The sequence below is a fragment of the Martinezella miluonensis genome (assembly GCF_900094545.1).
Taxonomy (GTDB): Bacteria; Pseudomonadota; Alphaproteobacteria; order Rhizobiales; family Rhizobiaceae; genus Rhizobium; species Rhizobium miluonense.
In genome coordinates this window covers 1-24,437 of the sequence record NZ_FMAH01000035.1, presented here as the reverse complement: position 1 = coordinate 24,437, position 24,437 = coordinate 1, and the positions used below count along the sequence as shown (strand labels likewise).

The window sequence follows — 24,437 nt, the reverse complement described above, 5'->3', positions numbered from 1 at the left end:
ACAATAATATAAGAGATAAAAATCTCTTCTTTTTTCTTACTTGTGAACTTGTGACGACTTCATTTCACCCCGGTTTTTAGGGTGGTTTCCTGTCTGCCCTAAAGAGTTTGCAAAAGTTCACAAGTTCCCAAGTTCACAACAGATCCAACCATGGAGGAGCAGATGACGAATCCGAAGCCCATCTACCACTCAGAACTCCAATGCTCTGTTTTCAGCTTATCCTATGACTTCGTGACGCGGCAGGGTGTGCTGAACATGGCCGAGACCACCGCCTGTGACATGAATGGCTGCATTGCATTCTTTCAGCGCATCGATCCCAAGGTGCAGGCCATACAGACGAAAGCCGGCAACCTCGATGACACGAGCTATCTGCTCGTCGGGAAGGAATGGAAAGCAAATCTCCCGCCGCGGAAGGAGGTTTGAATGATCCGATCACGACTCGAAAACATTGGCGGGCCTTTTCCCGGCGTCGGCGCCGCTCCAGAGATGACGAGGGATTTCGTTCTGCCGCGCGACCGACGAGCAGCCTTCGAGAAACTCAATGATGCCGCGGCGCGGCGGCCCACCATGGTCGACTTCGGGTCGCTCGCGCCTGCCAACGATAACCGTCCCGGAAATAAGCAGATCAAAAAGGCCTCAAAATGACGCTAAAATACAAGTCGTTCTCCGAAGCACTTTCTGCCGAACCGACTCCTGTCGCTGCAGCCAACGACAACAAGCCCGTCAAACAAGCCCAGCCGCGCTATCGCGGTACACTTCCGGCACTTCGGTGGCTTTTTGACAATCATCCGAATCTTGCGCAGGCGGTGGCCGAAGCAATGCCGAAGCCGAAGAGCGACTGGTCGGTGGAGATCGCTGAGAGCCGCCAGGAAATCCGTCCGACAATCGGCGAACTCATGAAGGCCTCGGCGGGAGCGAACCCGGTTTTTCAACGAGGTGAGAAGGGTTGTGAGCGCATCAGTCTCGGCTCGCTCAAATTTCGCAATGGCGAACTTTTGGAATGGGGAGTGACCAAAAAAGGCCACAAGCTCCGACCCGTCGACCGGGTGTCTCCACCGAGTGCCGACAAAACTCCGACGAGAAATCCTGATCGCTATCTGAAAACAAAACCGACAACGAGGTCACCATTGGAAGCCACGCCATTGCCAAGAAATATCTCGAACCGTCCCGTCTTGCTGCCGATGTTGGATCCGCTGCCGGGCGTAAGTGAAGCCCGTCGACTATTACAAAGTCTTGGCGTCGACGGCAGCGTTCCCTTCGAACAACTGCCGTTTCGCGCAACCAAGTGCAAGGACGGTGTAGCCAAAGGAGCCGGATTCATCGGTGGCGTCTCAAACCCCAAGGGGAATACCTCAGGTGGCGCTCAAGCATGGGAAGCACCGGAGGTACGGCAAGGAGAAACCGCCGCGGTGATCGAGGAGGTTGCCGCACGCGGTTCGCTCAAATCTATCGGAATGCGGCTTGGCTACAGCGAAGATTATGCGGATCGGGCCGGCAAAGCGGCGCTCGTCGAAGCGGCGATGGTTCTCACGGCGGCGAACGACAACAATAAAGTTGCAGACGATGTGCCCAAACGTGGCGCGTTCTAGCGTATCTATATGAGAGGAATTCGGGCCGCTTAGTTGGTGCCTCTTTTCATTGAGGCGGCTCTCGATCCGCGGACGTTCATACTCGCGTTGATCGCTGGGTTAGCCTTGAGTCGCCTGGGCGATATTTTGGCAGTCATGAGCTTTATGTCGTGAAATCACTGAAATATGCCCGGGCGTAGCTATTCGGCCGCTCGCTGCAACGCGGTTTCGAGGCGATTGATGCGTCTCTCCATTTGTTGCACCTGCTCTTGAAATTCGGCGTAATCTGCCTCTTCCTCGGCACTCACCTTCCAGTCGTACAATGCAATGCCGAAGAGAATGATGGTCGAAACGATGGCGGCACAAACAGACCAGAAGATCCGAATATCAGATACCGCCGGCCATGAGAAAGCCGATGAAGCCATGAGAAAAACTAAAGCGATCAACGTCCATGTTTTCCGCCACAAAAAGAAGTTGGTCAAATCTCGCATTTCGATCTCCTTTGATGGAGACCAATTAGCGTGTCAAAATTGAACAACCGCAAATATTCATGGTGCAATTCTAAGTAAATAAGCATCACCTGGCGCTTCTCCTCGGCGACGGGCGATCCTGCGGCCGCTCCACCGGAAATGGTGTTGAGCGGCCGCTTTCGGTTTGCTGAGGAGGTGGTTGGCGCCTGCTGCCCAGGTTATGACGCTGGGGTTAGAAATCGAATGAAAGTTGTCGTGGCCACGACCTTACATGCGAACAGACGTGTTCTCGACGACCGAACCGCATGCGGACATAAGCCCGAACCTTCACCAACTTTGACGCAAAAGCACCCATGCTTTGCCTCTCCTATCTTAGGTGGGTAGATCCCACCGCTCTAGGGCGATATGCCCTTGCGCCATACGAGTTCAGATAGGTCCTGCTGGCGCCAACCACCGGTAGAATAAATCAATATCAATCACACTTTCAAGAGGCGCCGATGTGGGGAATCGCTTTTGGCTTCCGCCCGACTGAATGGCGCTTCGGCGCGTGCGATGCCATTGAGAACGATGGCACAGTAGTCGGGCGCTGGTATTGCTTCGGGCCAGTCGCCATCACCTACGACTACGTCTAGTTCGGCTCATGACTGCACTGGTCAAGTTCGACACGTCTGCTTTTGAGAGAGCTGCCAAGCGCCTCGAGGCATCTCCGAAGCAGATGGCTTTCGCCATCAGTAAGTCGCTGAACGCCGCCGCGCACGATACGCGCCGCACGCTGATTGCCCAGACGTGGCCGCAGCACATGACGCAGCGCAACAAGGGTTTCATTGCATTCGCCCTTAGCGTTGAGAATTCCAGTCGATCAAACCTCACGGTCAAGATCACTGACGCCCGCGCCAATGGCCGCGGCAATCTCAAGCTTCATGCTGACGGTGGCGTCAAGCGCACCGAACATCACCGCGTCGCTGTGCCAATTGCAGGTCAACGCCTCGGCCCAACCGGTATCGCCAAGTCACAACGACCTGCCGCCATTGCTGGCGCATTCGAACGTAACGGCGCGATCTTTAAACCGTACGGAAAAAAATATCCGACCTACGTTTACAAGCGTGGCAAGAAGAAAGGCCAGGTCAGTAAGGCCGGCGGATCGTGGGGCGGAGCAGGGCGCGGCATCAAGCGCATGTTCGTGCTCAAGCCGAGCGTGACCATCAAGCCAGACGTGCCATTCCGCCGCGACTTCCGTGTGAGCATGGAAGCGAATATGCGCCGCGCCACGACATCATCGATGGCCAATGTGATGAAGGTGGCTATGCGTTAAACGCATAGCATGAAGCGCCTAAGCATTGCAATATGTGCGTTGCTTTCCCATCACCTATGCATAAAATTTCCGAAGGTACTTATATTTCAATAGTTTCTCGCTGATCGCGCCACCGCGTGCTTTCGCTAGGTACAGATATTTTATTGGAGGGGGGCCATCATGTTTAGGCTCCGACATGTCGGAGCGTTGAAACGATGGCCACCATTGCAGAAGTCGCAGAGCACATCGACGTGAACACGCGCACCGCAGCCGATCTGGTAGCGCGCGGCGTCATCACGAAGTCGACGCGCAGCTCGTACGATCTCGACACTGTGCGGCTGGAATACATCCGCCACATCCGCGAAGTCGCCGCCGGCCGTGAAGCCGCACAGGCCGTGCCTCCTGGAAAGATTGACGGCGAGCAAGAGCGCGCCCGCAAGGACAAGGAAGCGGCCGACAGGCTTGAGCTTCAGAACGCAGTGACGCGCGGCGAGCTCGCGCCGCTCTCAGAAATGGTTTCGGCCGTCACGTCTGCGTTCGCTCGTGTCAGGGCAAAGATCCTGACCATTCCATCGAAGGTCGCACCACTGATCGTGGGGGAGACGTCAACGGTCGTTGTTCGCGACGTGGTGAAGAATGAAATCCACAACGCTCTCGAAGAGCTCGCAGGCACACGCCTCCGAGACTGGACATTCAGCCCACCGGGCGATTCAGAAGAGCTGCTGGAAGGTTCTGACACCTCCGCCGGATCTGACGATAAGCGAATGGGCCGACAAGGAAAGACGCCTAAGTCCGGAAGCGTCTGCCGAACCCGGAAGGTGGCTAACAGCTCGCGCTGAATACCAGCGCGGTATCATGGATGCCATGGCGGACCCGGCGGTAACGAAGGTCGTTATCTCTAAGGGCAGCCAGGTTGGCTATACCGAGATCCTGAACAACACCATCGGCTACTATATCGATCAGGACCCTTCTACGGTCTTGATCATGCAGCCGACGCTGGAGATGGCGCAAGCATGGTCGAAGGACCGCCTGGCGCCCATGGTGCGCGACACGCCGGCGCTGACCGCCAAGGTGTCAGACAGCAAGGCGCGCGACAGCGGCAACACCATGCTGCACAAGTCGTTCCCTGGTGGTCAGGTGACCATCGTTGGCGCCAACTCTCCAGCAAGTCTTGCATCTCGACCAATCCGCATTGTGCTCGCCGACGAGGTGGACCGTTATCCGGTCTCCGCCGGCGACGAAGGCGACCCGCTGAAGTTGGCACAGAAGCGTCAGCTGACGTTCTGGAACCGCAAGACGCTTGTCGGCTCGACCCCTACGATCAAGGGGGAAAGCGTCATCGATCGCGAGTTTCAGAACAGCGATCGGCGCCGCTATTTCATTCCTTGCCCTGATTGCGGAGTAGGGCAGTATCTCAAGTGGTCGCAAGTTCATTGGAACTCGCATGAGGGGCATAAGCCGGAAACGGCGCATTATGTCTGCGAGGACTGCGGATCGCTTTGGAATGACGCGCAGCGCTGGGCCGCCATCCGACAGGGTGAATGGCGAGCGACTGCCGAGTTCAAGGGAACGGCAGGCTTTCATATCCCCGGCCTTCTGTCGCCGTGGGTGAAGCTAGAAGAGATCGTCACCGAATTCCTTGAGGCGAAGGATCACCCTGAGCTTCTAAAGGTCTGGACGAATACCGTCCTTGGCGAGACGTGGGAAGAGCGCGGCGAGACTGTTTCGGCAGGGCCGCTGCTCTCGCGCATCGAGACATACGACCGGAATTCGCTGCCTGATAGCGTGCGTGTGGCTACGGCCGGCGTTGACGTCCAGGGCGACCGCCTTGAGGTTCAGACGGTTGTCTGGGGCGCCGGCGAAGAGGCGTGGGTTGCCGACTATCTCGTGTTGCATGGCGATCCGTCGCAACAAGACACATGGCAGCGCCTCGACGAGTACCTGTTGACGCCGTTGATGACGGACGCCGGACGATCCATTCGCACGCATTCGGTTGCCATCGATACGGGCGGCCATCATGCGGCAATGGTTCTCGCATTCTGCAAGAGCCGAAAGGCGCGGCGGGTGTGGCCTATCAAGGGCGCGCCAGGAGCAAAGCCAGTCTGGCCTACGCGTGCGTCGAAAACCAAGACCAACGAGAACCTCTTCGTTCTTGGTGTGGATACGGCGAAAGATGCCATCTATGGCCGCTTGCGCATTCCAGCGCCTGCGCCGGGCTACATCCACTTTCCGCAGGCCGAGGCGGTCGATGCTGACTATTTCTTTCAGCTAACAGCAGAGCAGGCCGTCACGCGCTATCGTGACGGGCGGCCCTACCGCGTGTGGGTTTGCGCCAAAGGCAAGCGCAACGAGGCGCTCGACACATTCGTCTACGCCTACGCAGCCCTGAAGTCTTTGCGCACACGGCTTGATGTCGTGCGTCGCCCCAAGGCTGAACAGCCTCCGGCCGACGAGCCGGAGGCACAGGCACCACCACCCGCGGACGAGCCAGCGAACGACAACGTTCCTGTTGCTGCTACCGTTCCGACTCCTGTTCCCGCCCGCGAACCGCCACCACGACCGGCGCCGGCACCTGCTGCCGTGCCGCTTGTAGCACAAGCGCCGCGGAGGCGCGGCCCGGTTCGGCGCATTAGCCGCTCGAGCTATCTCTAGGATTTTCGATGTCCATATACACACAGGCCCAATACACGGCGCTTTGCGCCGCGATTGCGGCTGGCGCGACGAGCGTCAGCTACCAGGGCAAATCGGTGCAGTATCGAGATCTGCAGCAGATGCTTGAACTCAAGGCGCTGATCGAGGCCGACCTGAACGGCACCAAGCTCAAGCGCCAGTTCCGCCCCGTAACATGCAAGCGACTTTGAGGGGCGGATCGTTGGCGTTTTCTCTTTTGAAGTCGTTTGGCTTTGGTCGAAAGACCAAGTCGGCCAAGGCATACTATACCGGCATGGGTTTCGAAGGCGCGCAAATGCGCCGCCGGCTGTCGACGTGGCAGCCGACCCGCGCCAGCATGACACAGCTCGTGTCCGCAGACGGAGAGCAGCTGCGGGCGCGCTCCCGCGATCTGTTGCGGAACAATCCCTATGTGGCGTCGGCCGCAGAATCCTTTGTTGCCAACCTCGTCGGCGCCGGCATTAAGCCGTCACTGCTGCTGAGTGATGCAGCCACGAAGGACGGCCTGCAGAAGCTTTGGCGGGAATGGACCGACCAGGCAGACTTTACCGGCCAGACGGATTTCTACGGCTTGCAGGCGCTTGTCGCCCGAGCGCTGTTCGAGGCCGGCGAGTGCTTCATTCGCTTCCGATCTGGCAGCAACAACATGCCGGGCGTGCCGCTGCAGTTGCAGCTGCTGGAAAGCGAAATGCTCGCCTACAACAAGAACCATATGGCTGATGACGGCAACCAGATCATCAACGGCATTGAGCTTGATGGCAACGACCGGCGCATCGCCTATTGGTTCTATTCGGTCTATCCAGGCGATCCATACTACCGCGTTCACCCGCTGACCTACGTCAGGGTGCCGGCGGATGAAGTCTTGCATATCTACCGGCCGCTTCGACCGGGGCAGATGCGCGGTGTTCCGTGGATCACGCCGTCGATCGTGCAGCTGTTCCTCGTCGACCAGTACAATGACGCGGAGCTTGAGCGCAAAAGGCTCGCCGCGATGTATGCGGGCTTTGTGACGAGCGCAGCGCCGGCCGATATGTTCGACGAAGACGACGACATCAGTCCGAACGGCGAGCCCGGACCATTCCCGGTCTTGGAGCCTGGCACGATTCAAAGCCTGTTACCGGGCGAGGATATCAAGTTCAGCGAGCCGGCCGAGGCTGGAAACTCGTACGAGCCATTCCAGTATCGCAATCTACTAGCGGCCTCGTCGGGAATGGGCGTGCCGTATATGTCGGCGACAGGTGACAACGCCAAGGCGAACTATTCCTCGTCGCGTCAATCGCTTGTCGAGTTTCGCAACCGCCTGACGCAGCTGCAACACAGCTGCATGGTTTTCCAGATGTGCCGCCCGATTTGGGCGCGATGGCTGACGGATGCCGTGATCAGCGGTGAGTGCGATATTCCGGACTTTCTTCAAAATCGTCGGAAATACTTCAAGGTCAAGTGGATCCCGCCGCGCTTCGATTGGATCGACCCGCTGAAGGATGCACAGGCAGAAAAGCTGCTCGTCGACAATGGTTACAAGTCCCGCAGCGACGTCATCGAGGAACTTGGATTTGATCCAGAGGAAACCGATCGCCGCATTGCAGCTGACCAGAAACGCGTTCGCGATCTTGGAATTCTGCTGACCGACAGCCCGCTTGGACAATCTCTGTCCAAGACGCCGTCGTCCGATGACAGCGACCCGGACCATGCCGAATCAAAACAAGAACAATTAGAAGGGCAGGCGACCAGATGACCCGATTCAAGAGGGTGAAGGCTCTAGCGCCGTCACCAGCTGAGATCTGCCTGTTCAGCGGCATTGGCGCCGATGAGACTGGTGAAGGCATTACGGCCCAATGGTTCGACGCTGAATTCAAAGCCCTCGGCAATCCAGCCGAGGTGCTCGTCAGGATCAATTCGCCTGGCGGTGACGTGTTCACTGCTGAGGCAATCTTCACGATCCTGTCGATGTCCCAGGCGCAGATCACGGCGCGCATTGAAGGTCTTGCGGCAAGCGCCGCCACCCTGATTGCGATGGCCGCAGATCGCGTCGAGATCGCCAGCAACGGCTTCATGTTGATCCATGAGCCGTACAGCGCCGGTGCGGGCGGGACGGCGGATGAACTCAGGATTGCTTCGGAAGATCTGCAAAGGCTGACCGATCGCTACGTTGAGGCATACGCAAAGAAAACCGGACAATCGGAAGAAGATGTTCTCGCTCTGATGAAAGAGAACCGTCTTTTGAGCGCCCAGGAAGCCGTTGAATTCGGCCTATGCGACGAGGTCATCGACCCATCGCAGGCGTCGATCAACCTCAAACTCGTTCCACAACATTTACGTGCGGCAGTTGAAACTGCCATGCATAAAGGAATTGCTATGGCTGTAACGCCAAAAAAGAACAAGACCGAGTCGGCCATTGCTGCCCTGTCGGCAAAGCTTGATGCGCTCGCCGCCATCGTCGCCAAGGCTGAAGATGATGGCTACGCCGAAGACGGCGACGAGAACGACGACAAGCCGTCCGATGCCAGGAAGGCACGCAAGGCTCGCAAAGCGCGCGCCGAAGACGACAACGATCTCAGCGCAGAAGATGACGACGACATGAACGCCGACGTCGACGACGACGACAAGCGGGCTGACGCCGACGAGGACGACAAGGAAGACGACGACGAGCCGACCGCCCGCAAAGCGCGCGCCGCCGTCAAGGGTCTCTCCTACGCTCGCCGCGTCGCCGATCTCTGTGCTCTTGCTGGTCGTGACGACCTGACCGCTGGCTTCCTCACGAAGGCTGTTCCGGTAGCAGATGTCCGCCGCCGCCTTCTGAAGGCCCGATCAGAAAAGGAGGGCAGCACCAGCAATGCTCGCGGTGCAGTGGTTCGAACCAAGCAAGAAGACGTCGCCAAGGGCTGGGATGCAGCCGTCGCAAAGCTGGGCAAGCGCTAAGGAATTTCAGACATGACCACTTTTTCTCAGCAGCCATGGAGCCTTGAGTTCCTGGTCACCGAAGCGCCTGGCTACATCTCGCGCGACGTCATCACGATTGCCTCGGGTGCCGGCATTATTCAGCCTGGCACTGTGGTTGGCAAGATCACTGCCAGTGGCAAATACGTGCCCTCGGTTCCCGCGGCATCTGACGGCTCTCAGATCGCAGCCGCCATCGTCGGTTTCCGTGTCGACGCAACCAGCGCCGACCATCTCGTGACGGCCTTTACCCGCACCTGCGAAGTGAACGGCAAGCACCTCACGCGCGACGCTTCGATCGACACTCCGACAGAGATCGCCACCCAGAACGCACAGCTGGCAGCGCTCGGCATTTCCGTCCGCTAAAGGATTATTTGACCTAATGGCAAGCATGGACATTTTTAACAGCGATGCGTTTCACACCGTATCGCTGACCACTGCGCTTGAAAAAATCCCCTACAAGCCGCAGTTCCTGAACGAGCTCAATATCTTTGAGCCCGTTCCGACCAACACGCGAAGCATCGCCATTGAAAAGCGCGACGGCTTCATGCAGCTGATCCCGACGTCGCAGATCGGCGCGCCTCCGACGCAGCTTCAAGACGATAAGCGCGATATCCGCAATTTCAGCACCAGACGTTGGGCAAAGTCCTTCACGCTCTACGCTGAGCAGATCAACGGCATCCGCCAGTTCGGTACTGAAACCGAGCTGATGCAGGTCCAGGCCGAAGCGGCTCGCCGCCTATCGCGTCTGAAGGACGACTTCGACCTCACCGCCGAATATGCCCGCCTCGGTGCACTGCAGGGCAAGTGGCTGGATTCGGACGGCAGCGTGCTTATCGACTGGTTCGCTGAGTGGGGCATTACGCCGAATACTGACGTTGCGTTCGCATTCTCGAGCTCCTCGATCAATGTGAACGATCTCTGCAAGAAGATCGCCCGTGGCATGGCACGTGCCGCTAAGGGTGGCTTCACCAGCAGCACGAGCGTGCATGCACTGGTTGGCGATTCCTTCTTTGACGCCCTCGTCAAGCATCCGTCCGTTGAGCTGACCTACCAGAACTGGCAGGCGGCCGAAGGTCTGCGCGCGACGCAGGCAACGGTATTCGATGCCTTCTATTTCGGCGGCATCTACTTCCACAACTACCGCGGTACCGACGACAAGTCGACTGTTGCGATCGGCGACAACGCTGCGGTCTTCTTCCCGGTCGGCGTCCGTGATCTGTTCCAGACCGCCTACGGCCCGGCTGAATTCGATCCGTGGATCAACACGTTCGGCCAGGAGCAGTATGCTCTGACGATCCCTGATCGTGACCGAAATGCCTGGACGAAGTTCGAGATCTACAGCTACCCGCTGTTCATCTGCTCGCGTCCGGAAGTCCTGTACACGGGCACCGCCAGCTAAGCAGTAGGGCCGCCATGGATTTTGACAACCTGGTTTTGTCGCCATGCATGGCGGCTTTCGGCGTGACTGTAATGGTCACGCCTCTAAAATCTCAGCCGACCGCTCCGCCATACCCCGCCACCGGCATTTACGATCGCACCGTGGCAACCGTGATGCTGGCAGATGGCTCGGAGATGGCATCCACGAATGTCACTTTGGGCATTCAGCTGAGCAACTTTACCATCCCACCCCGCGAGGGTGACAAGATCGTGTTGAGCGGCAAAGCCTACAAGGTGGATGCGTCTACGCCTGACGGCCAGGGCGGTGCCGAGCTGAGGCTAAAAGAGATCAGATGACCAGCCACACCACGGCCATCCGAGAGGCGATCTACAGCCGCCTTGAGAACCTGCCGGGCTATGTGACGATCCGCAAGCAAGGCACGCCGACGCTATCGGTTGACGACCTCCCGGCACTATCAATCTTTATTGCCGATGAGCGACTTGATCCGGACGGCGACGCCAATGCTGGCCCGCCGAAATTCGGGGTCACTGCGACGATCATTATTGCGGTATCGCGTGGTTTTGACGACCCATCCGTTACTGACGGCATCATCGACGCCGATATAGATGCGATCGAGAACACGCTGCTGACCGATCCGACCTTTGTGGGATTTGGCACTGCGCCCGATGCGCGCTTCGAATCCATCAACGGCATTCGCCGGCGTCGCATCTTTGAGAAGGAAGGCGAGTCTTACTTCCTCGAGCTGCAGCTTGAATTTCAGTTCTTTTATCGCTGGATCTACGATCCCATCATCAGGGACGATCTCCAGACTCTCAGCGTCACGGCAAAGCCGAACAACGACGGCACGGCGGACACGTTCAACAGGACGTGGACTGTTCCAACGTCCTAACCAAAAAGATCCCCACCACATGAGCACAACGGTTTTTGTCGTCCCCACAGAGGCGGGCGCGAAGCTGAGCCATCCCGTCTCCGGCATTCTGCCAGATGGCGGTGCCGACTGGCTCGCAGATCAATTCACGTTCCGCCTGATCAGGGATGGAGCCATCGCCAAGAGCGAGCCGGCACCCGCGAAGGCGTCGAGCACCAGCGCGAAAACGGATAATTCTTAATGTCTGTTTCTTTCAATTCATTCCCCCAGACCTGGAACGTTCCGCTCTTCTATGCGGAAGTCGATTCCTCGCAGGCAGGTACTGGCGGCACAGCCAGCCACCCTGCCATTTTCATCGGTCAGAAGCTTGCCGCAGGCGCTGCTGTGTCGAACAAGGTCTATGCCATCGGCTCGGTCGCCGTCGCAAAAAGACTTTTCGGCGAAGGCTCCATGCTTGAGCGCATGGTTTACCGCCTGTTCCAGGTCTATCCCGCAGCGCTGCTTTACGGCATGGCGGTTGATGATCCAACAGGCGGTGTTGCGGCCACACAGACGACGACTGTCTCCGGTACCGCAACGGAATCAGGTATTATCTCGCTCTATGTGGCCGGCCAGCTTGTCAGCGTCGGTGTGAAGAGCGCCGATACGGCGTCTGTGATCGCCACCAACATTGCGGCGGCCGTCAACGCTATGACGACGCTGCCGTCGACGGCCGCTGCGGTGGCAGGTGTCGTCACGTATACGTGCCAGTGGAAGGGCGCAACCGGAAACGATATCGTCGTCACCGACACCTATCTCGGCTCGAACGGTTCGCAGCGTCTGCCGGCAGGCATTACGCTTGTCCATACTGCGGCTACCAATGGCGCCGGCGTCCCGGTCTTCGACAACGCCATCATCGCGCTGGGCGAAACGCAGTATGACTTCGTCGGTCTGCCTTATACCGATTCCAACACGCTCGCCGCGTTCGACATCGAATATGGCTTCGGCGACACCGGCCGTTGGGGCTGGATGCGCGAACTATATGGTGCGGTTTGGAGTGCCCGGCGCGACACCTACAGCAACCTCATGACATGGGGGCCGACCGGCAATTCCGCGGTTGAAACCGTGCTCGCGGTTGAGCCTGCGTCGCCGACTCCGGTCTGGGACTGGACGGCAGCTTATACCTCTGCTGCCATCCGCGGCCTGGCGAATGATCCGGCCCGGCCGCTTCAGACGCTGGAAATGACAGGCGTCCTGCCGGCTCCGACCGAGCAGCGCTTCACCGTTGCCCAGATGAACAATCTGGTTTCGGTCGGCATTGCCATTCAGAGAGTCAATCCGAACGGCTACCCGGCGATCATGCGCGAAGCCATGCGGTACCAGAAGAACAGCTATGGTCAGTCGGACAACGCGTATGCGCTGGCGACCACACTGTACACTCTGGCCGAGATCTTCCGCCGCATGAAGGGCGCGATCACGAGCAAGTACCCGCGCCACAAGCTGGCGAACGACGGTACGGTCTTTGCAACGGGGCAGGCGATCGTCACCCCGAAGATCATCAAGGCCGAGCTCGTATCGGAATATTCGGACATGGAATATGACGGTCTCGTCGAGAACCTCGATGCCTTCGCCTCTAATCTCGTGGTTGTTCGCAACAGCACCAACCCCGACCGCGTCGATATTCTGTATCCGCCGGACATCATCAACGGCCTGCGGATCTTCGCCGTTCTCGCGCAGTTCAGGCTGCAGTATTCCAGCGCTTCCTAAAGGATAACAAAAATGGGGCTTAGAGCCGCAGGCACCGCGTACGTCAAGGTTGACGGAACGCAATACCCGTTGCGCGGGAATCTGGTGATCATGCCGTCCTCGGTAACGAGGACGGGCATTGCCGGCCAGGACTATGTGCACGGTTACTCGGAAATGCCGGTCGTTCCTTACATCGAGGGCGATTTCACGCTGACGGACGACTGGCGCATTGCCAACATCAAGGGGATTACGGGCGCGACGGTCACGGCCGAAATCGCCAACGGTCATACCTACACGCTGAAAAACGCGTGGCAGGCCGGCGATCTTCCGATGGAAACAGCGGACGGCAAGGTGAAGATCCGCTTCGAAGGCACGACGTGCATGGAAGGAACCTAACTAGTGGCGGCATGGGAAGACGGAAAGTTCAAGTTCCACTTCGACTATGAGATCGAAGCGCACGGCGAGAAGGTGAAGGAATTCGTCCTTCGGGAGCCCAACGGCGCCGACGTCATTTCGGTCGGCAATCCGGTCCAGTTCGACCCGATCAGCGATCCACCGCGCGTCCTCGTCGACGACAAGCGCATGGCGGCTATGATCAGCCGCCTTGCCGACGTGCCGCCTTCATCGGTGGCAAAGCTTAAGCCGAAGGATCTAATCAGCCTCGGGTGGCATCTGACGCCTTTTTTCATGCCGGTGTAGCTGACGATTCCGTCAACATGGCTATCGATCTGGCGATGACCTTTCACGTCAACCCGTTCGATTTTCTGGCTCGGCCTCACCATGAGTTGGCGGAATTGCACAGCTACACCTTGAAATATTTGGAGCGTACCCGCGATGACTGAGGCTCTGGTACTTCCGGCAACTGTCCTTGATGGCTTTTCCAAGCCGCTGAAGAACCTTGTAAACAGGCTGAAGGACATCAAAGTCCCTGACGGTATGAAGCAGGTCGGCAAGCAGATGGAGAGCTTGCGCAAGGAAGCCGAGGGCGTCGGTAAGGCAGTCACGAACGGCATGGGTGGCTTGACGTCTGGTCTAGGCCTTGGCGCAATCGGCGCCGGAGCCCTGACGGCCGCGGGAGCGTTGGGCGCCGTTGGATCGGCCGTTCGCTCGTTTGCCGACAATGCCGTGCGGATGAGGAAGTTTTCTCACGAGACCGGCATTGCGGTCACCACGCTGCAAAAGATGCAGCAGGTATCGGACGGCCTTGCGATAGATCCGGACGCCATTGCTGGTGGCCTTTCCTTCGCCGCTCGCAACGCAGACGCAATGCGTCTTCATCAAGGAAATTTTGGCGCCATTGCTGGCCTACGAGGCGGCAAGGGCATTGCTGATGACCTGGCGAATACCAAATCCAATGATGAGGTGGTTCAGAAAGAGCTGAACTATCTTGCAATGCAAAAGGATGCGCAGTCACGACGCACCTTGTCTGGGTTGTTTTTCGGTAGTGAAGAGTTTGCGGAGTTCGGCGCGAACGGCAAAGCCTCGCTTGACAAGCGCATGGCAGCCGCTGGCAAAAATACCTACGTGCCTTCTGAGGAGGATACGAAGAAGGCCGAGGCGTTTCAGGACGCGATTTCGCACCTGACTACCAGTTTTGAGAATTTAAAAAATTCAGTCGGCGGCAAACTCGCACCAGAGATTACTGCTGCAGCAGATGCTTTTAAGGAATTTTCGGACGCGCATGTCGATGACGTGAAAGTCTTCTTTCATGACGTCGGCGAGGATCTAAAACAGGTCGATTGGAAGGGTGTCAGCACCGATATTCAAACTGTCTTTAAGCATCTCAAAGACGGTGTGGAATGGGCCGAAAGCCTGACCAACTGGGATGCGATAAACCCTCCAAAGCCAGGAGACATCGCCAAGGATCGCGAGTCTGCAAAAGACGGACAGCGTTACGGTACCTCATTTGGCTATGTCGAAAAGGGCAAAGCTCTCGATAAAATTCTGGAATGGTGGAATTCTGGCTCGTCAGGTTCATCGCCAAACTCGGATCAGAAGAGCCAGGATACTCCATTCTGGGCGCCATTGCCTGAATGGAAAAAATCCGGTCAGAACAGCACCAGCGCCGATGGCAATATTCATCCAGCGGCCTACCATCCAGGCATGCAGGCGGCCATGATCGGAGCTTCCACGGCACGCGACAATGCCGCTGTTGCCATACTCGCGAAGGGTGTCGAGCTCGGCATGATTGCCTTCACCCAGAGCTATCTCGGCGGCGGTGCTGGAACCGGTATTGGCGGCGCCGATGGCATTCAGAAGGCGTCTTACGGCGGGCGGGCTACCTTTGGTGGCGCCGGTACTGGTGGCAGCTTTGATGTCAGCGGAGCAGGCACCGGCCCGATCCCGACAGGGACTAAGGCGAGGCGCGCCAAGGATATCGTCGAAAGCCTGAAGGCCGCAGGCATGTCTCATGAGAACGCCGTCACCTGGGCCGGAGCCACCATGGGCGCGGAATCTGCTTACGGTGGTGCACAGCGTGGCGATTTCGTTAACGGCCGACCGACTGCATTCGGCGGCGCGCAGTGGCATATGCCGCGCGTGCGGGACATTCTCAGCGGAACCGGGATAGACGTCAGAAGCGCCGGCATGGGCGACCAGACCAAAGCCATGATCTGGGAAATGAAGAAAATGGGCATCTGGGATAGGGCCGTAAAGGCCAAGAACGCCCAGGAAGTCCTGCGCCTGGCGATCAAGGAGTACGAAAAGCCGCTAGATCAGGGGCCGCGCCAGTTCAACAGCCGTGCTGCAATCGCGAACGCACTGCGTAAGTCGCTGGAAAACCAGCAGCCAGAGCGCAAGTCAGCATCGAGGGCGGCGGCAAACGCCGGCCTTCAAGGTGGATCTGCGACTAGCGCGCCTACGCCGACTGGCAAGGTGGATATTCACGTTCACAGCAAGGATCATCCTGTCACCGTCAAGCGCAGCGACAGCGATCTCTTCCAGGATCTGAAGATCGACCGCGGCAAGTCCGTGTCACTCTGAGCACCACGTAAGGAAACAAGATGTCATCTCCACTCTGGAGGCAGCTACTGCTTCCGGCGTCGTTCCGTGGTGCTCCATTCCATGTGGAGGGTGGCGCGAAAGCGGGCGGCCGGCGCACGGTGACGCACGAATACGCCAAGCGCGACGATCCCTACACTGAAGACATGGGGCGGCGCGCGCGCAAGTTCTCGATCTCCGCCTACGTCATTGGCGAAGACTACACCATATACCGCGAGCTGCTGACTGCCGCCCTTGATACAGAGGGCGGCGGTACGCTGATCCACCCGACCATGGGCATTATGAATGTGGTCTGTGAGGGCTACAGCTGCTCAGAACAGCGCGAAGAGGGCGGTATGGCGCGCTTCGAAATCCTCTTGGTCGAGGCAGGAACCAGCCCATACACGCCGGCCGCAGCAGACACGCAATCCGCAACTTCTAGCGCGGCTGACAGCGCGGGCAGCGCTGCTGCAACTGCCGCAGACACTGCGATAACAGTTTGACCCGCTCCGAATTGAACGAGGCCGTGGCGATCCTTCAGAGCACGGCTGCTAACCTGTCGGCGCTAACGTCTGGTACCACGGAAGAAGGCGCGGCGCTCGACCGAGCATGCACCACATTGAATTTCGACGCCAAATCGCTGTTGCAGGCTGGATCGATCGGCACGACGGCGCTGGCGTGTTTCACCGCAGCTACCACGGCCGGCATTACATCCGATCAGTTTTATGCGATCCGGTCGACCATTTCGGCGCTGACACCGAGCTACCCGGCTGGCACCACGATGCGGCAGATGTTGCTCAGAATGTGTATCGCCGAGGAGAGCAGGGCGGTTTCGAATGCCATTTTGACCAGCCGTAGCGAGGCTGAAGCCATTCTCGCCCGCATGGTCGATGACTTCGAAGCGATCGAAGACTACGCGGCCGACAATCTCGAATCCGCTGCATATCAGGCCTTCATCGCGCTGCATGGTGCGGTTGCTTACGACTTGTCGCAGCGCGCTAGTCAGCTTCCGAAACTGGCCACTTACACATTCGGCAAGCGCCGCACGTCGCTGACACTGGCGAATGTCCTGTACGGCGACGCCAGCCGCGCCGACGAAATCATCAACGAAAATAGCCCCGTTCACCCGGCCTTCATGCCGGATAGCATCAGGGCGCTCACGGAGTAATCCGTTTTGCCCAAAATCGAAGAGACGTGCGAGGTCACGATCAACGGAAAGGTCTTCCGTGATTGGGACTCAGTGACGGCGACTGCGAGCATCAACCCGTTCGTCCGTATGGTCACCCTGACCGTGACGGAAAAGGTCGGCGCCAATGGCGCTGTCGGGCAGTCTTTGCAGATCAAGACCGGTGACGCCGCTACGGTGAAACTTGCTGGCCAGTTGTTCGCATCTGGCCATGTTCATGAGCGTCAAGTCGCCTACGACGCCAACAATCATTCGGTGCGCGTGACGTTTGCTTCGCAGGTCCTGAAGGCGGTTGAGCAGTCTATCCCGCTGAAGGATGGCGAGTTCAAAGGCTACAGTTTCCAGGCGATCGCCAACAAGGTGCTCGGGCCGCTCGGCATTGCCTTGAAGGCTCTAAATCCGCCGTCCGGATGGGACAAGGCATTCAAATACGTAAACATCGAGCCAGGCGAGACGATATTCAATCTGCTGTCCAGGTTGTCGAAATACCGTGGCATTCGGCTTCATGACGACAAGGACGGCAACATCATCGCGCGCGGAAGTGTCGATAAGAAGCCGACTGCCGAATTCGTTGAAGGCCGGAATATCCTTTCAGCCAGCTGCCTCGCACAAAATCCTCGTGACACGGCACAGGAGGTCGTGGGTCAGCAGCGCGGAAACGACAACAGCACGCCGGCGCAGAACCGCGGCGCATATTCCGGCAAAGCCGATGCGAACGGTTCGAACTACAGCACCGACAAACAGATACAGGCCGATATTCCGGCCGACAGCGACGATCTGAAACAGGCTGCTGGCTACTACAATCTGCTTTCCCTGGGTCAGCAGGTCATAGTCCGCATTGTCTATCAAGGCTGGCTTCTGTCATCGGGCAAACTGCCTGAGGTCGCTGACTACACCTCAATCGATTCCCCGATGCTGTTGCTGAAAACCTCTAATCTGCAGATTGCTGAGGTCACTTTCACGCAGGATCAAGCCGGAACGCGCACCACCCTGATCGCGCAGAGCTGGATCACGTCGCCGGGCAGCTTCGAAACGTCCAAGCCAGAGCAGACCGCCGCCCAAAAGGCGACCTCCACACCCTTAACTCCAAGCGCTCCTGTCGTTACCGGCCCTGGCGGGCTGGCGGGTCCGGTGTAGCGCACAGCGAGACCTTCATGACAATTGCACGCGGAAGCATAAAGTCCGTCAAGGATGGCGGCAAGCTGCGCACACTCAACCTTGTCGGCTTGCAGGACGAAAGCCTTTCCGACGTCGAGCACTTCGAAAGCTATGGGCTTACAGCAGTGCCGGCTGCTAGTGGCAGCGATGGAGCCGCTGAAGCCATCATTGGTTTTGTTGGTGGAAACAGGTCGCATCCAATCGTTCTCGCGTTCGGAGATCGCCGCAGCCGCCCCAAAGGCAGGCCAGCCGGTGATGTGACGCTCTACCACTACAACGGCTCCGAAGTTCACCTTGCCGCCAGCGGGATCAATATCAACACCGCCGGAAATCCTCTCACCATCACTGCCGGCGGCGTCACCATGACGATTTCGCCGTCCGGTGTGGCAATCCAAGGCGGCACGGTCACGCACAACGGCAAGGATATTGGCTTCGACCATGTCCATACGGGCGTTACCACTGGCGGCGGCACGACGGGAGCACCGGCTTGAGCAATATTCGCATTGCGCCAGGCCAGGGAACGGAGGCCATCAGACTTGACTGGCTGACCACGGATCAGAACACGCTCGACAGCACCCACGACCTCGTGTCGGCCGTTCTTATGGCGATCGGTACGGATCGGCGCGCCAATCCCGACGATGAGTTGCCGGTGGACGGTGACACCGATCTGCGCGGTTGGTGGGGAGACACCGACGCCGAGGAGATCTGGGGCGGCTGGCAGGTTGGTAGCCTACTCTGGCTTCTGAACCGCGCCAAGATTACCGACGAGAACTACAAATACGGCGCCACAGTTGCGAGGGCTAAGACGTATCTCATCGAGTGTCTTCAGCCTTTTCTCGATCGAAAAATAGCAACAAAATTGGAAGTGGACGTACAGCGCTACAACGAGAAAAGCATATCCGCTTCTATTGTGCTGTACCGGGGGAACAAGTCCCTAATCTCTTTGCAATTCCAAGATTTATGGGATGACATATCTTGACCTGGTCTACCCCTGATCTAGCGACGCTGCGCAAGCGCGGTCGCGACCAGATGATTTCCGTCACACAGCTCGGTTCGATCGTTCCGAATAGTCCGCTCCGGATTATGACTGACGGCAACAGCGGCATGGCGCATCTGACCCTGCAGTACCTAGATTGGCTGTCGAAGCAGCTCTTGCCGGATTCCGCCGAAGGCGAGTGGCTAATTCGCCACGCGTTGATATGGCTGAAGGATGGTCAAAAGCAGGCATCATATGCCAGTGGCACGGCGACTTTTACAGGCACAGCGGGAATGGTCATTTTGGCCGGTACCGAGCTCAGTAACGGCGCGATCGCGTTCCAAACCACCGCAGACATTACACTCGGTGCCGGGGCTACAGCGGGCAATATTGCGGCGCAGACAGCCGGCGCAGACGGTAATCTTGATGCTGGCACATCACTCTCTATCACCACGGCCCTTTCCGGTGTCGACGGCAACGCGACAGTCGTTTCGCTAACTGGCGGTACGGACGCTGAGAGTGAAAGTTCACTGAGAAATCGCGTTATTGATCGGATTCAGAAACCGCCACAAGGCGGCGACGCCGACGACTATGTGGCGTGGACGCTTGCAGTGCCGGGCGTAACCCGCGCGTGGTGCTCACCACTCGAGATGGGGCCAGGCACTGTGACCATCCGCTTCATGATGGACGATCTGCGTTCGTTGAATAACGGACTGCCGACCACTGCCGATATTGCGACCGTCAAAGCTTATCTTGATACCGTGAGGCCCGTGTCGACGAAGGATATCTTTGTTCTGGCGCCGACGCTGTATCCGATCAGTTTCACCATCACGAATCTGGTGAGCGACAGCGCCTCGACGAGAGCAGCCATCGCGAATGCGGTCACCGCTATGCTAAAGGATAGGGCGACGCCGGCCTATTCGTCTAACGGCGTCGCCCAGCCTGCTCAGACAATCTATGCGGCTTGGATATCGGATGCGATCCTTGGCGCCTCGGGCGTCGAAAGTTTCACCCTAACCATGACCGATCAGGTTATGCCAAACAGCGGGTGTATGGCGGTGCTGGGGACCATTACCTATGCCTGATACGCACGTCAGGCGCACCCAGTCCGACTATCAGCAGGCGATGGCGGACAACCTGCCTACGGGCCCAGCATGGCCGCGCGAGCCAGACGCCATCCTAATGAAGGTGCTAAACGGGCTTGCCAGCAACTGGGCATATGTCGACGGCCGGGCAGCGGATCTACTGGAGATCGAGAGCGATCCGCGCCTCACGTTCGAAATGCTAGATACGTGGGAAGCCGCGTGGGGACTTCCTGATCCCTGTGTCGCTGAAGCCGTAACGATCGGCGACCGGCGAAATGCGCTTGTCCAGAAGATGACATCCGAGGGCGGCCAGTCGATTCCATACTTCATCGGTGTGGCGGCCGGCCTGGGATATACCGTCACCATTCAGGAATATTCCCCTTACATGACGGGTATCAGCCAATGCGGCGATACACGAGTGAGCACCTCCTCGAGCGATTACCGATGGATGCTCGGATCGACTGATCTTCGGTTCGAGTGGACCATAAAGCTGACTTCTAATCGCGAAACCTGGTTCAGAACTGGGGCAGGCGGTGGTGAGGTCGGCGTCGACCACATGGTGACGATAGCGCTCGCTACCGACCTTGAGTGTGTCATCCGACGATGGAAACCGGCGCAGACCGAAGTTTCCTTCGACTACTCCCTTCTTTCTTAAGGCTCCTCCGGGGGCCTTTTTTATTGGGCACCTTTTTCATGCTGTATAATCAACCACTTGATCAGGCATCCAATCCGAATGCCCCTTACGTCAACGGTAATCCGTCGTCGGGCATTCAGGGTTCTATCATTCCGGCCGCCGCCGTTGAATATCCGCAGCGCGAACTGATTGCGCTCATCCAGGCAGCTGGCTTCACCCCAAGCAATACCGATCTGGCGCAGGTGGCGAAGGCCATCCAGAGCGGCTTGCTTAATTTTGCGGTCGCCGGCGGTACCGCCGGTGCTTTGACCGCATCGATTACGCCTGCTCCAACGGCATTGTTTGCAGGCCTGAGCGTTGTAATCAAAACAACACTGGCCGCATCAGGCGCGACGACCCTGAATCTGAACAGTCTCGGGAACAAGCCAGTTGTCTGGGGAGATCAGACTATCCCCGTCGCCAACGATTGGGGTGCTGGCAGTCTGCTTGAGCTACGTTTTGACGGAGCCTCATTCCAGATTCAGGGCATCAGCCCGTCGTCAATTCAAACCGGTCGATGGAATACAGCGACGGCTGGCGGCACCGCAAATGCGCTGACCGCGACGCTAACGCCGGCCCCCGCAGCCGTGGTCGTTGGATTTGCTCTCGACATTCTCATTTCCACGACTAACACGGGCGCTGCGACGCTCAATCTCAACGGACTGGGCGCCAAGCCGATCGTCACGGCGAACGGGAATGTGCTTTCTGCCGGAGATCTGTCGGCCGGCCGCATGGTCACTCTGGTTTATGACGGAGCCAACTTCCAGATGACGTCGCCGCCGAGCGCGATGGGCTATACCAATCTCGTAACACTCTCGACCTCGGGGACGTTCACCGTCCCGCTGGGCGTGTCCTTGATTCGCGTTTGGCTCATCGGTGCAGGTGGCGGGGGCGGGTCTTCTAATACTAATGACCCTGCGGCCGGTGGCGCTGGTGCGCCATGCGGGATGCGCACCATCCGGGTAACTCCGGGGCAAGCGTTCCCCTGTGTCTTCGGGTCAGGCGGCAATGGGGGTAGCTCGCAGGGGCAGGGGGCTACTGGCGGTACAACAACCGGCTTCGGAATGACAATCACCGGCAGCACCGGCGGCTTTGGTGCTGCGACGTCGGTTACCACGCGGTCTGGCGGTGCGCCAGGCTCGGTAACAGGTGCTGATATTACCTTCCCCGGCCAGCCGGGGGGGCTCATCACGGGGCAAACAGCCACCAGCTCTGGCGGCGTAGGAGGCCGTGCGGGCGGTCCATATGGTGGTCAAGCTGGTATCGGCGGTGCATCTACAGGAGGCATCCCTGCGGCCGGAAACTTCGGCGGCGGCGGTGGTGGTGCTGGTCCGGTGATTGCCGTTGGTGGTACGGCATCTTCTGGTGCTGTTTATATTGAATACTGAGGGTAGATCATGAAAAGCGCAATTATTGAAGATGGTGTTGTCACCAACGTCATCGTAGGAACTATCGACGGCAGCATCGAGTGCGGTGATGATGTCGGAACCGGGTGGACCTATTCAGGCGGCGTCTTTGTGGCCCCGCTCGCACCAACACCGAGCAAGGATGATCTCCTCTCGTATGCTGCCGGAGTTCGCTTCACAAAGGAAACGGGTGGCTACGCCTACGATGGCCACCTCATTTCCACTGATCGAGACAGCCAGTCGAAAATCGGGAATGTTGCGCTCGCGGCAACCATCAAGGGACAGTCGTTCTCGACACAGTGGAAATGCTCTGATGGCGCTTTCGTTACCCTGACGCAAGAGACGGCTGTCGCCATGGCTACGGCCGTCATGACCTTTATCAGCGCATGCTTCGCGACCGAGGGTGCAGTGGCGGCCGAGATCTCATCCGGGGCGATTCAGACGTTCTCGCAGATTGACTCCGCCTCATGGCCAGCTGCCTCCTCGCCGTCTTTATTGGTGCCTTCAATGGGCGGGGGAATCAATACATAAGGCAAGGGTGCAACACACTTCCCAGCAGGACGATAACGGCTAGTGGTTATTACGCATCAGTAAGAACTATCTCTTGCGGAAGATTGCTACGGCCTGACCAAGCGCCTCTCCATTCCATCTAGGGTCTCCGCCATCAATGAATTCGACAACATCGAATCCTGCGTGGGCGGCCCAGATAGCGAGCTGGTTGCGCTCGGTAAACATGTTAAGGTGAGAGGGCTGCTTTGCCGCTAAGGTAGCGACCGTGCTTTGGAAGACGTGCCAGTGTCCCTCTTCGGCAAGCTCGAGGAATGAAAAGACGAAAGTCCCGCCCGGTTTCAGCACGCGAGCTATATCTTGCAAGTATAAATAGATTTCAGCCTGCAAGAGATGGGTAAATACGCTGAACGCGTATGCAAGATCAAACGAACCGTCTTCAGCCGGGACCGAAAGTTGCTGATGCTTCACAAACGCAAAATGCTCAGGTGTTTTCGTTGCCGCATAGTCGAGAAGGCTTTGCACGACATCCGTCCCGAGGAACCGTTTGATATCAACTCGCTTTGATAGATGGCTAGCAACCCGGCCACTACCGCAACCGAAGTCGAAGATGGCATCTCCATCCTTGGCGCCCGCATAAACAACAACCTGGCTCGCGATGTTGCCGATGGTATCGTAGTTTCCGCCCACGGCGATGCTCATCGCTTCATCCATCGGGTATTTTTTTATTAAATGGGCAACATGCCGCTCATAGTCTTCAACGAAATGAAATTCTGCCAATGTCTTCCCCCACGCAACTCCGGCGCGAAGTTGCACGATAGCTTTGGATATGACAAGCGTAAAAACATTAGTCTTTGCTTCTTTAGCGACAGATTCGCAGGGTGCGGAGGGTACTGTCAGCGTCGTTTTGAAGGTGAAATTCGCGCGATCGTCCCGATAAAGCGATTGCTGTGGTTCTCAGTTCCTAGAAACTGAAACTCGCCCCGACTGCGGTGGGGTGCGCCGCCGCGCGTGGAGCATTGAGTTCATTGCCGTGGCCCTAGAAGGTTGGTGATTGCAAAAAACTACCACCACCGAGATAATTTATACTCGGCATCAGCGGGTCCGGCGATCAAGGAAAATAACCGCGCAGCCGCCATGCGCCCCTCCATCAAAAGACGGCCTGCACCTAGCATCAATCATCATTCACAGGCGTCCTTCGCAGCCTGTGTGAGAAGTCCGGCAAATCAATTAAGGTGGCCGCATTGGAAACGATGCGGCCATTTTCATGGGATACATTTCAGGGACTGATCGGGGTCAGACGTCGCTGTTGCCAGCCCGGATCGAGGATTACGTTGCGGCAGATGCTGCGGTGCGGGTGATCGATGCCTTTGTCGATGGGCTTGATGTTGCGCAGCTCGGATTCAGGCGAGCGGTTGAGGCCTCGACAGGTCGTCCCCCCTACGATCCGCGTGATCTGCTGAAGCTCTACATCTACGGCTATTTCAACGAGGTGCGCTCCTCCCGGCGACTGGAGCGTGAATGCCGGCGTAATGT

At 58.0% G+C, this 24,437-nt stretch carries 31 protein-coding genes; 29 read left to right on the top strand and 2 right to left on the bottom strand.

Annotated elements, in window-relative coordinates; all coding sequences use genetic code 11:
• Positions 1 to 162: 162 nt before the first annotated feature.
• Genes GA0061102_RS23695 through GA0061102_RS23685 form a run of 3 tightly spaced genes read left to right on the top strand, consistent with a single transcriptional unit; the run spans position 163 to position 1,589 of the window.
• Complete coding sequence (locus GA0061102_RS23695; RefSeq protein ID WP_092853834.1) at positions 163 to 423, top strand: hypothetical protein; 261 nt, start codon at positions 163 to 165, stop codon at positions 421 to 423.
• Positions 424 to 645: a hypothetical protein gene (locus GA0061102_RS23690; protein WP_092853832.1), complete on the top strand. Its 222-nt coding sequence runs from the start codon at positions 424 to 426 to the stop codon at positions 643 to 645.
• Positions 642 to 1,589 carry a hypothetical protein gene (locus tag GA0061102_RS23685; RefSeq protein ID WP_092853830.1) on the top strand — a complete coding sequence of 316 codons (948 nt, stop codon included), beginning with the start codon at positions 642 to 644 and terminating at the stop codon, positions 1,587 to 1,589. The genes GA0061102_RS23690 and GA0061102_RS23685 overlap by 4 nt, the downstream gene beginning before the upstream one ends.
• A 179-nt stretch (positions 1,590 to 1,768) precedes the next feature.
• Here the strand turns inward: GA0061102_RS23685 and GA0061102_RS23680 are convergent, their stop codons facing one another.
• Entirely contained in the window at positions 1,769 to 2,059 is a 291-nt protein-coding gene (locus GA0061102_RS23680; RefSeq protein WP_092853828.1) for a hypothetical protein, read from the bottom strand.
• A 619-nt stretch (positions 2,060 to 2,678) separates the two neighbouring features.
• On the opposite strand from GA0061102_RS23680, the gene GA0061102_RS23675 reads away from it, so the two are divergent.
• The 25 genes from GA0061102_RS23675 to GA0061102_RS23565 all read left to right on the top strand — a co-directional run bounded on the left by GA0061102_RS23675 (position 2,679) and on the right by GA0061102_RS23565 (position 22,925).
• Complete coding sequence (locus GA0061102_RS23675) at positions 2,679 to 3,350, top strand: hypothetical protein (RefSeq protein ID WP_092853826.1); 672 nt, start codon at positions 2,679 to 2,681, stop codon at positions 3,348 to 3,350.
• 194 nt (positions 3,351 to 3,544) lie between these two features.
• Complete coding sequence (locus tag GA0061102_RS32995) at positions 3,545 to 4,168, top strand: terminase small subunit (RefSeq protein ID WP_159432201.1); 624 nt, start codon at positions 3,545 to 3,547, stop codon at positions 4,166 to 4,168.
• Positions 4,169 to 4,184: 16 nt separating this feature from the next.
• Positions 4,185 to 5,981 (top strand): phage terminase large subunit family protein, encoded by a 1,797-nt coding sequence (locus GA0061102_RS23670; RefSeq protein WP_342588042.1) that lies wholly within the window; start codon positions 4,185 to 4,187, stop codon positions 5,979 to 5,981.
• Between the two features lie 8 nt (positions 5,982 to 5,989).
• On the top strand, positions 5,990 to 6,190 hold the full coding sequence (locus tag GA0061102_RS23665; protein WP_092853822.1) for a phage head-tail joining protein: 201 nt from the start codon (positions 5,990 to 5,992) through the stop codon (positions 6,188 to 6,190).
• Between the two features lie 11 nt (positions 6,191 to 6,201).
• Positions 6,202 to 7,734, top strand: a complete 1,533-nt coding sequence (locus GA0061102_RS23660; RefSeq protein ID WP_159432200.1) for a phage portal protein — start codon at positions 6,202 to 6,204, stop codon at positions 7,732 to 7,734.
• A complete protein-coding gene (locus tag GA0061102_RS23655) occupies positions 7,731 to 8,918 on the top strand; it encodes a head maturation protease, ClpP-related (RefSeq protein WP_092853818.1) in 1,188 nt (395 codons plus the stop codon). The genes GA0061102_RS23660 and GA0061102_RS23655 overlap by 4 nt, the downstream gene beginning before the upstream one ends.
• 12 nt (positions 8,919 to 8,930) lie before the next feature.
• Entirely contained in the window at positions 8,931 to 9,302 is a 372-nt protein-coding gene (locus GA0061102_RS23650) for a head decoration protein (protein ID WP_092853816.1), read from the top strand.
• 16 nt (positions 9,303 to 9,318) lie between these two features.
• Complete coding sequence (locus tag GA0061102_RS23645) at positions 9,319 to 10,338, top strand: major capsid protein (RefSeq protein WP_092853814.1); 1,020 nt, start codon at positions 9,319 to 9,321, stop codon at positions 10,336 to 10,338.
• A 14-nt stretch (positions 10,339 to 10,352) separates the two neighbouring features.
• Complete coding sequence (locus tag GA0061102_RS23640; RefSeq protein ID WP_139115099.1) at positions 10,353 to 10,673, top strand: head-tail joining protein; 321 nt, start codon at positions 10,353 to 10,355, stop codon at positions 10,671 to 10,673.
• Complete coding sequence (locus GA0061102_RS23635; protein WP_092853810.1) at positions 10,670 to 11,227, top strand: hypothetical protein; 558 nt, start codon at positions 10,670 to 10,672, stop codon at positions 11,225 to 11,227. Before GA0061102_RS23640 ends, GA0061102_RS23635 begins: the two co-directional genes overlap by 4 nt.
• 19 nt (positions 11,228 to 11,246) lie before the next feature.
• The gene (locus GA0061102_RS23630; protein WP_092853808.1) at positions 11,247 to 11,447 is read left to right on the top strand and encodes a hypothetical protein; all 201 of its coding nucleotides are present in this window, start codon (positions 11,247 to 11,249) and stop codon (positions 11,445 to 11,447) included.
• On the top strand, positions 11,447 to 12,952 hold the full coding sequence (locus GA0061102_RS23625) for a phage tail sheath C-terminal domain-containing protein (RefSeq protein WP_092853806.1): 1,506 nt from the start codon (positions 11,447 to 11,449) through the stop codon (positions 12,950 to 12,952). Before GA0061102_RS23630 ends, GA0061102_RS23625 begins: the two co-directional genes overlap by 1 nt.
• 12 nt (positions 12,953 to 12,964) lie before the next feature.
• Positions 12,965 to 13,327, top strand: coding sequence for a phage tail tube protein (locus GA0061102_RS23620; protein ID WP_092853804.1), 363 nt, complete (start codon positions 12,965 to 12,967; stop codon positions 13,325 to 13,327).
• A gap of 3 nt (positions 13,328 to 13,330) precedes the next feature.
• On the top strand, positions 13,331 to 13,630 hold the full coding sequence (locus GA0061102_RS23615; RefSeq protein WP_092853802.1) for a phage tail assembly protein: 300 nt from the start codon (positions 13,331 to 13,333) through the stop codon (positions 13,628 to 13,630).
• Between the two features lie 17 nt (positions 13,631 to 13,647).
• On the top strand, positions 13,648 to 13,773 hold the full coding sequence (locus GA0061102_RS33905; RefSeq protein WP_280949840.1) for a hypothetical protein: 126 nt from the start codon (positions 13,648 to 13,650) through the stop codon (positions 13,771 to 13,773).
• Positions 13,766 to 15,913 carry a phage tail tip lysozyme gene (locus GA0061102_RS23610; RefSeq protein WP_092853800.1) on the top strand — a complete coding sequence of 716 codons (2,148 nt, stop codon included), beginning with the start codon at positions 13,766 to 13,768 and terminating at the stop codon, positions 15,911 to 15,913. The genes GA0061102_RS33905 and GA0061102_RS23610 overlap by 8 nt, the downstream gene beginning before the upstream one ends.
• Before the next feature lie 20 nt (positions 15,914 to 15,933).
• On the top strand, positions 15,934 to 16,413 hold the full coding sequence (locus tag GA0061102_RS23605; protein WP_092853798.1) for a DNA circularization N-terminal domain-containing protein: 480 nt from the start codon (positions 15,934 to 15,936) through the stop codon (positions 16,411 to 16,413).
• Positions 16,410 to 17,078, top strand: coding sequence for a hypothetical protein (locus GA0061102_RS23600; RefSeq protein ID WP_092853796.1), 669 nt, complete (start codon positions 16,410 to 16,412; stop codon positions 17,076 to 17,078). The genes GA0061102_RS23605 and GA0061102_RS23600 overlap by 4 nt, the downstream gene beginning before the upstream one ends.
• Before the next feature lie 6 nt (positions 17,079 to 17,084).
• On the top strand, positions 17,085 to 18,233 hold the full coding sequence (locus tag GA0061102_RS23595; RefSeq protein WP_092853794.1) for a phage baseplate assembly protein: 1,149 nt from the start codon (positions 17,085 to 17,087) through the stop codon (positions 18,231 to 18,233).
• Positions 18,234 to 18,250: 17 nt separating this feature from the next.
• Positions 18,251 to 18,745 (top strand): phage baseplate assembly protein domain-containing protein, encoded by a 495-nt coding sequence (locus GA0061102_RS23590; protein WP_092853792.1) that lies wholly within the window; start codon positions 18,251 to 18,253, stop codon positions 18,743 to 18,745.
• Positions 18,742 to 19,233: a phage GP46 family protein gene (locus GA0061102_RS23585; protein WP_139115098.1), complete on the top strand. Its 492-nt coding sequence runs from the start codon at positions 18,742 to 18,744 to the stop codon at positions 19,231 to 19,233. Before GA0061102_RS23590 ends, GA0061102_RS23585 begins: the two co-directional genes overlap by 4 nt.
• The gene (locus GA0061102_RS23580; RefSeq protein WP_092853790.1) at positions 19,230 to 20,315 is read left to right on the top strand and encodes a baseplate J/gp47 family protein; all 1,086 of its coding nucleotides are present in this window, start codon (positions 19,230 to 19,232) and stop codon (positions 20,313 to 20,315) included. Before GA0061102_RS23585 ends, GA0061102_RS23580 begins: the two co-directional genes overlap by 4 nt.
• A complete protein-coding gene (locus tag GA0061102_RS23575; protein WP_092853788.1) occupies positions 20,308 to 20,970 on the top strand; it encodes a YmfQ family protein in 663 nt (220 codons plus the stop codon). Before GA0061102_RS23580 ends, GA0061102_RS23575 begins: the two co-directional genes overlap by 8 nt.
• A 23-nt stretch (positions 20,971 to 20,993) precedes the next feature.
• Positions 20,994 to 22,376 carry a glycine-rich domain-containing protein gene (locus tag GA0061102_RS23570; protein ID WP_139115097.1) on the top strand — a complete coding sequence of 461 codons (1,383 nt, stop codon included), beginning with the start codon at positions 20,994 to 20,996 and terminating at the stop codon, positions 22,374 to 22,376.
• Positions 22,377 to 22,385: 9 nt separating this feature from the next.
• Entirely contained in the window at positions 22,386 to 22,925 is a 540-nt protein-coding gene (locus GA0061102_RS23565; protein ID WP_092853785.1) for a DUF4376 domain-containing protein, read from the top strand.
• A gap of 66 nt (positions 22,926 to 22,991) precedes the next feature.
• On the opposite strand, the gene GA0061102_RS23560 is transcribed toward GA0061102_RS23565, so the two are convergent.
• Complete coding sequence (locus GA0061102_RS23560) at positions 22,992 to 23,681, bottom strand: class I SAM-dependent methyltransferase (RefSeq protein WP_092853783.1); 690 nt, start codon at positions 23,679 to 23,681, stop codon at positions 22,992 to 22,994.
• A 487-nt stretch (positions 23,682 to 24,168) separates the two neighbouring features.
• On the opposite strand from GA0061102_RS23560, the gene GA0061102_RS23555 reads away from it, so the two are divergent.
• On the top strand, positions 24,169 to 24,437 hold a 269-nt coding region (locus GA0061102_RS23555), incomplete at its 3' end, for a transposase (protein WP_139115094.1).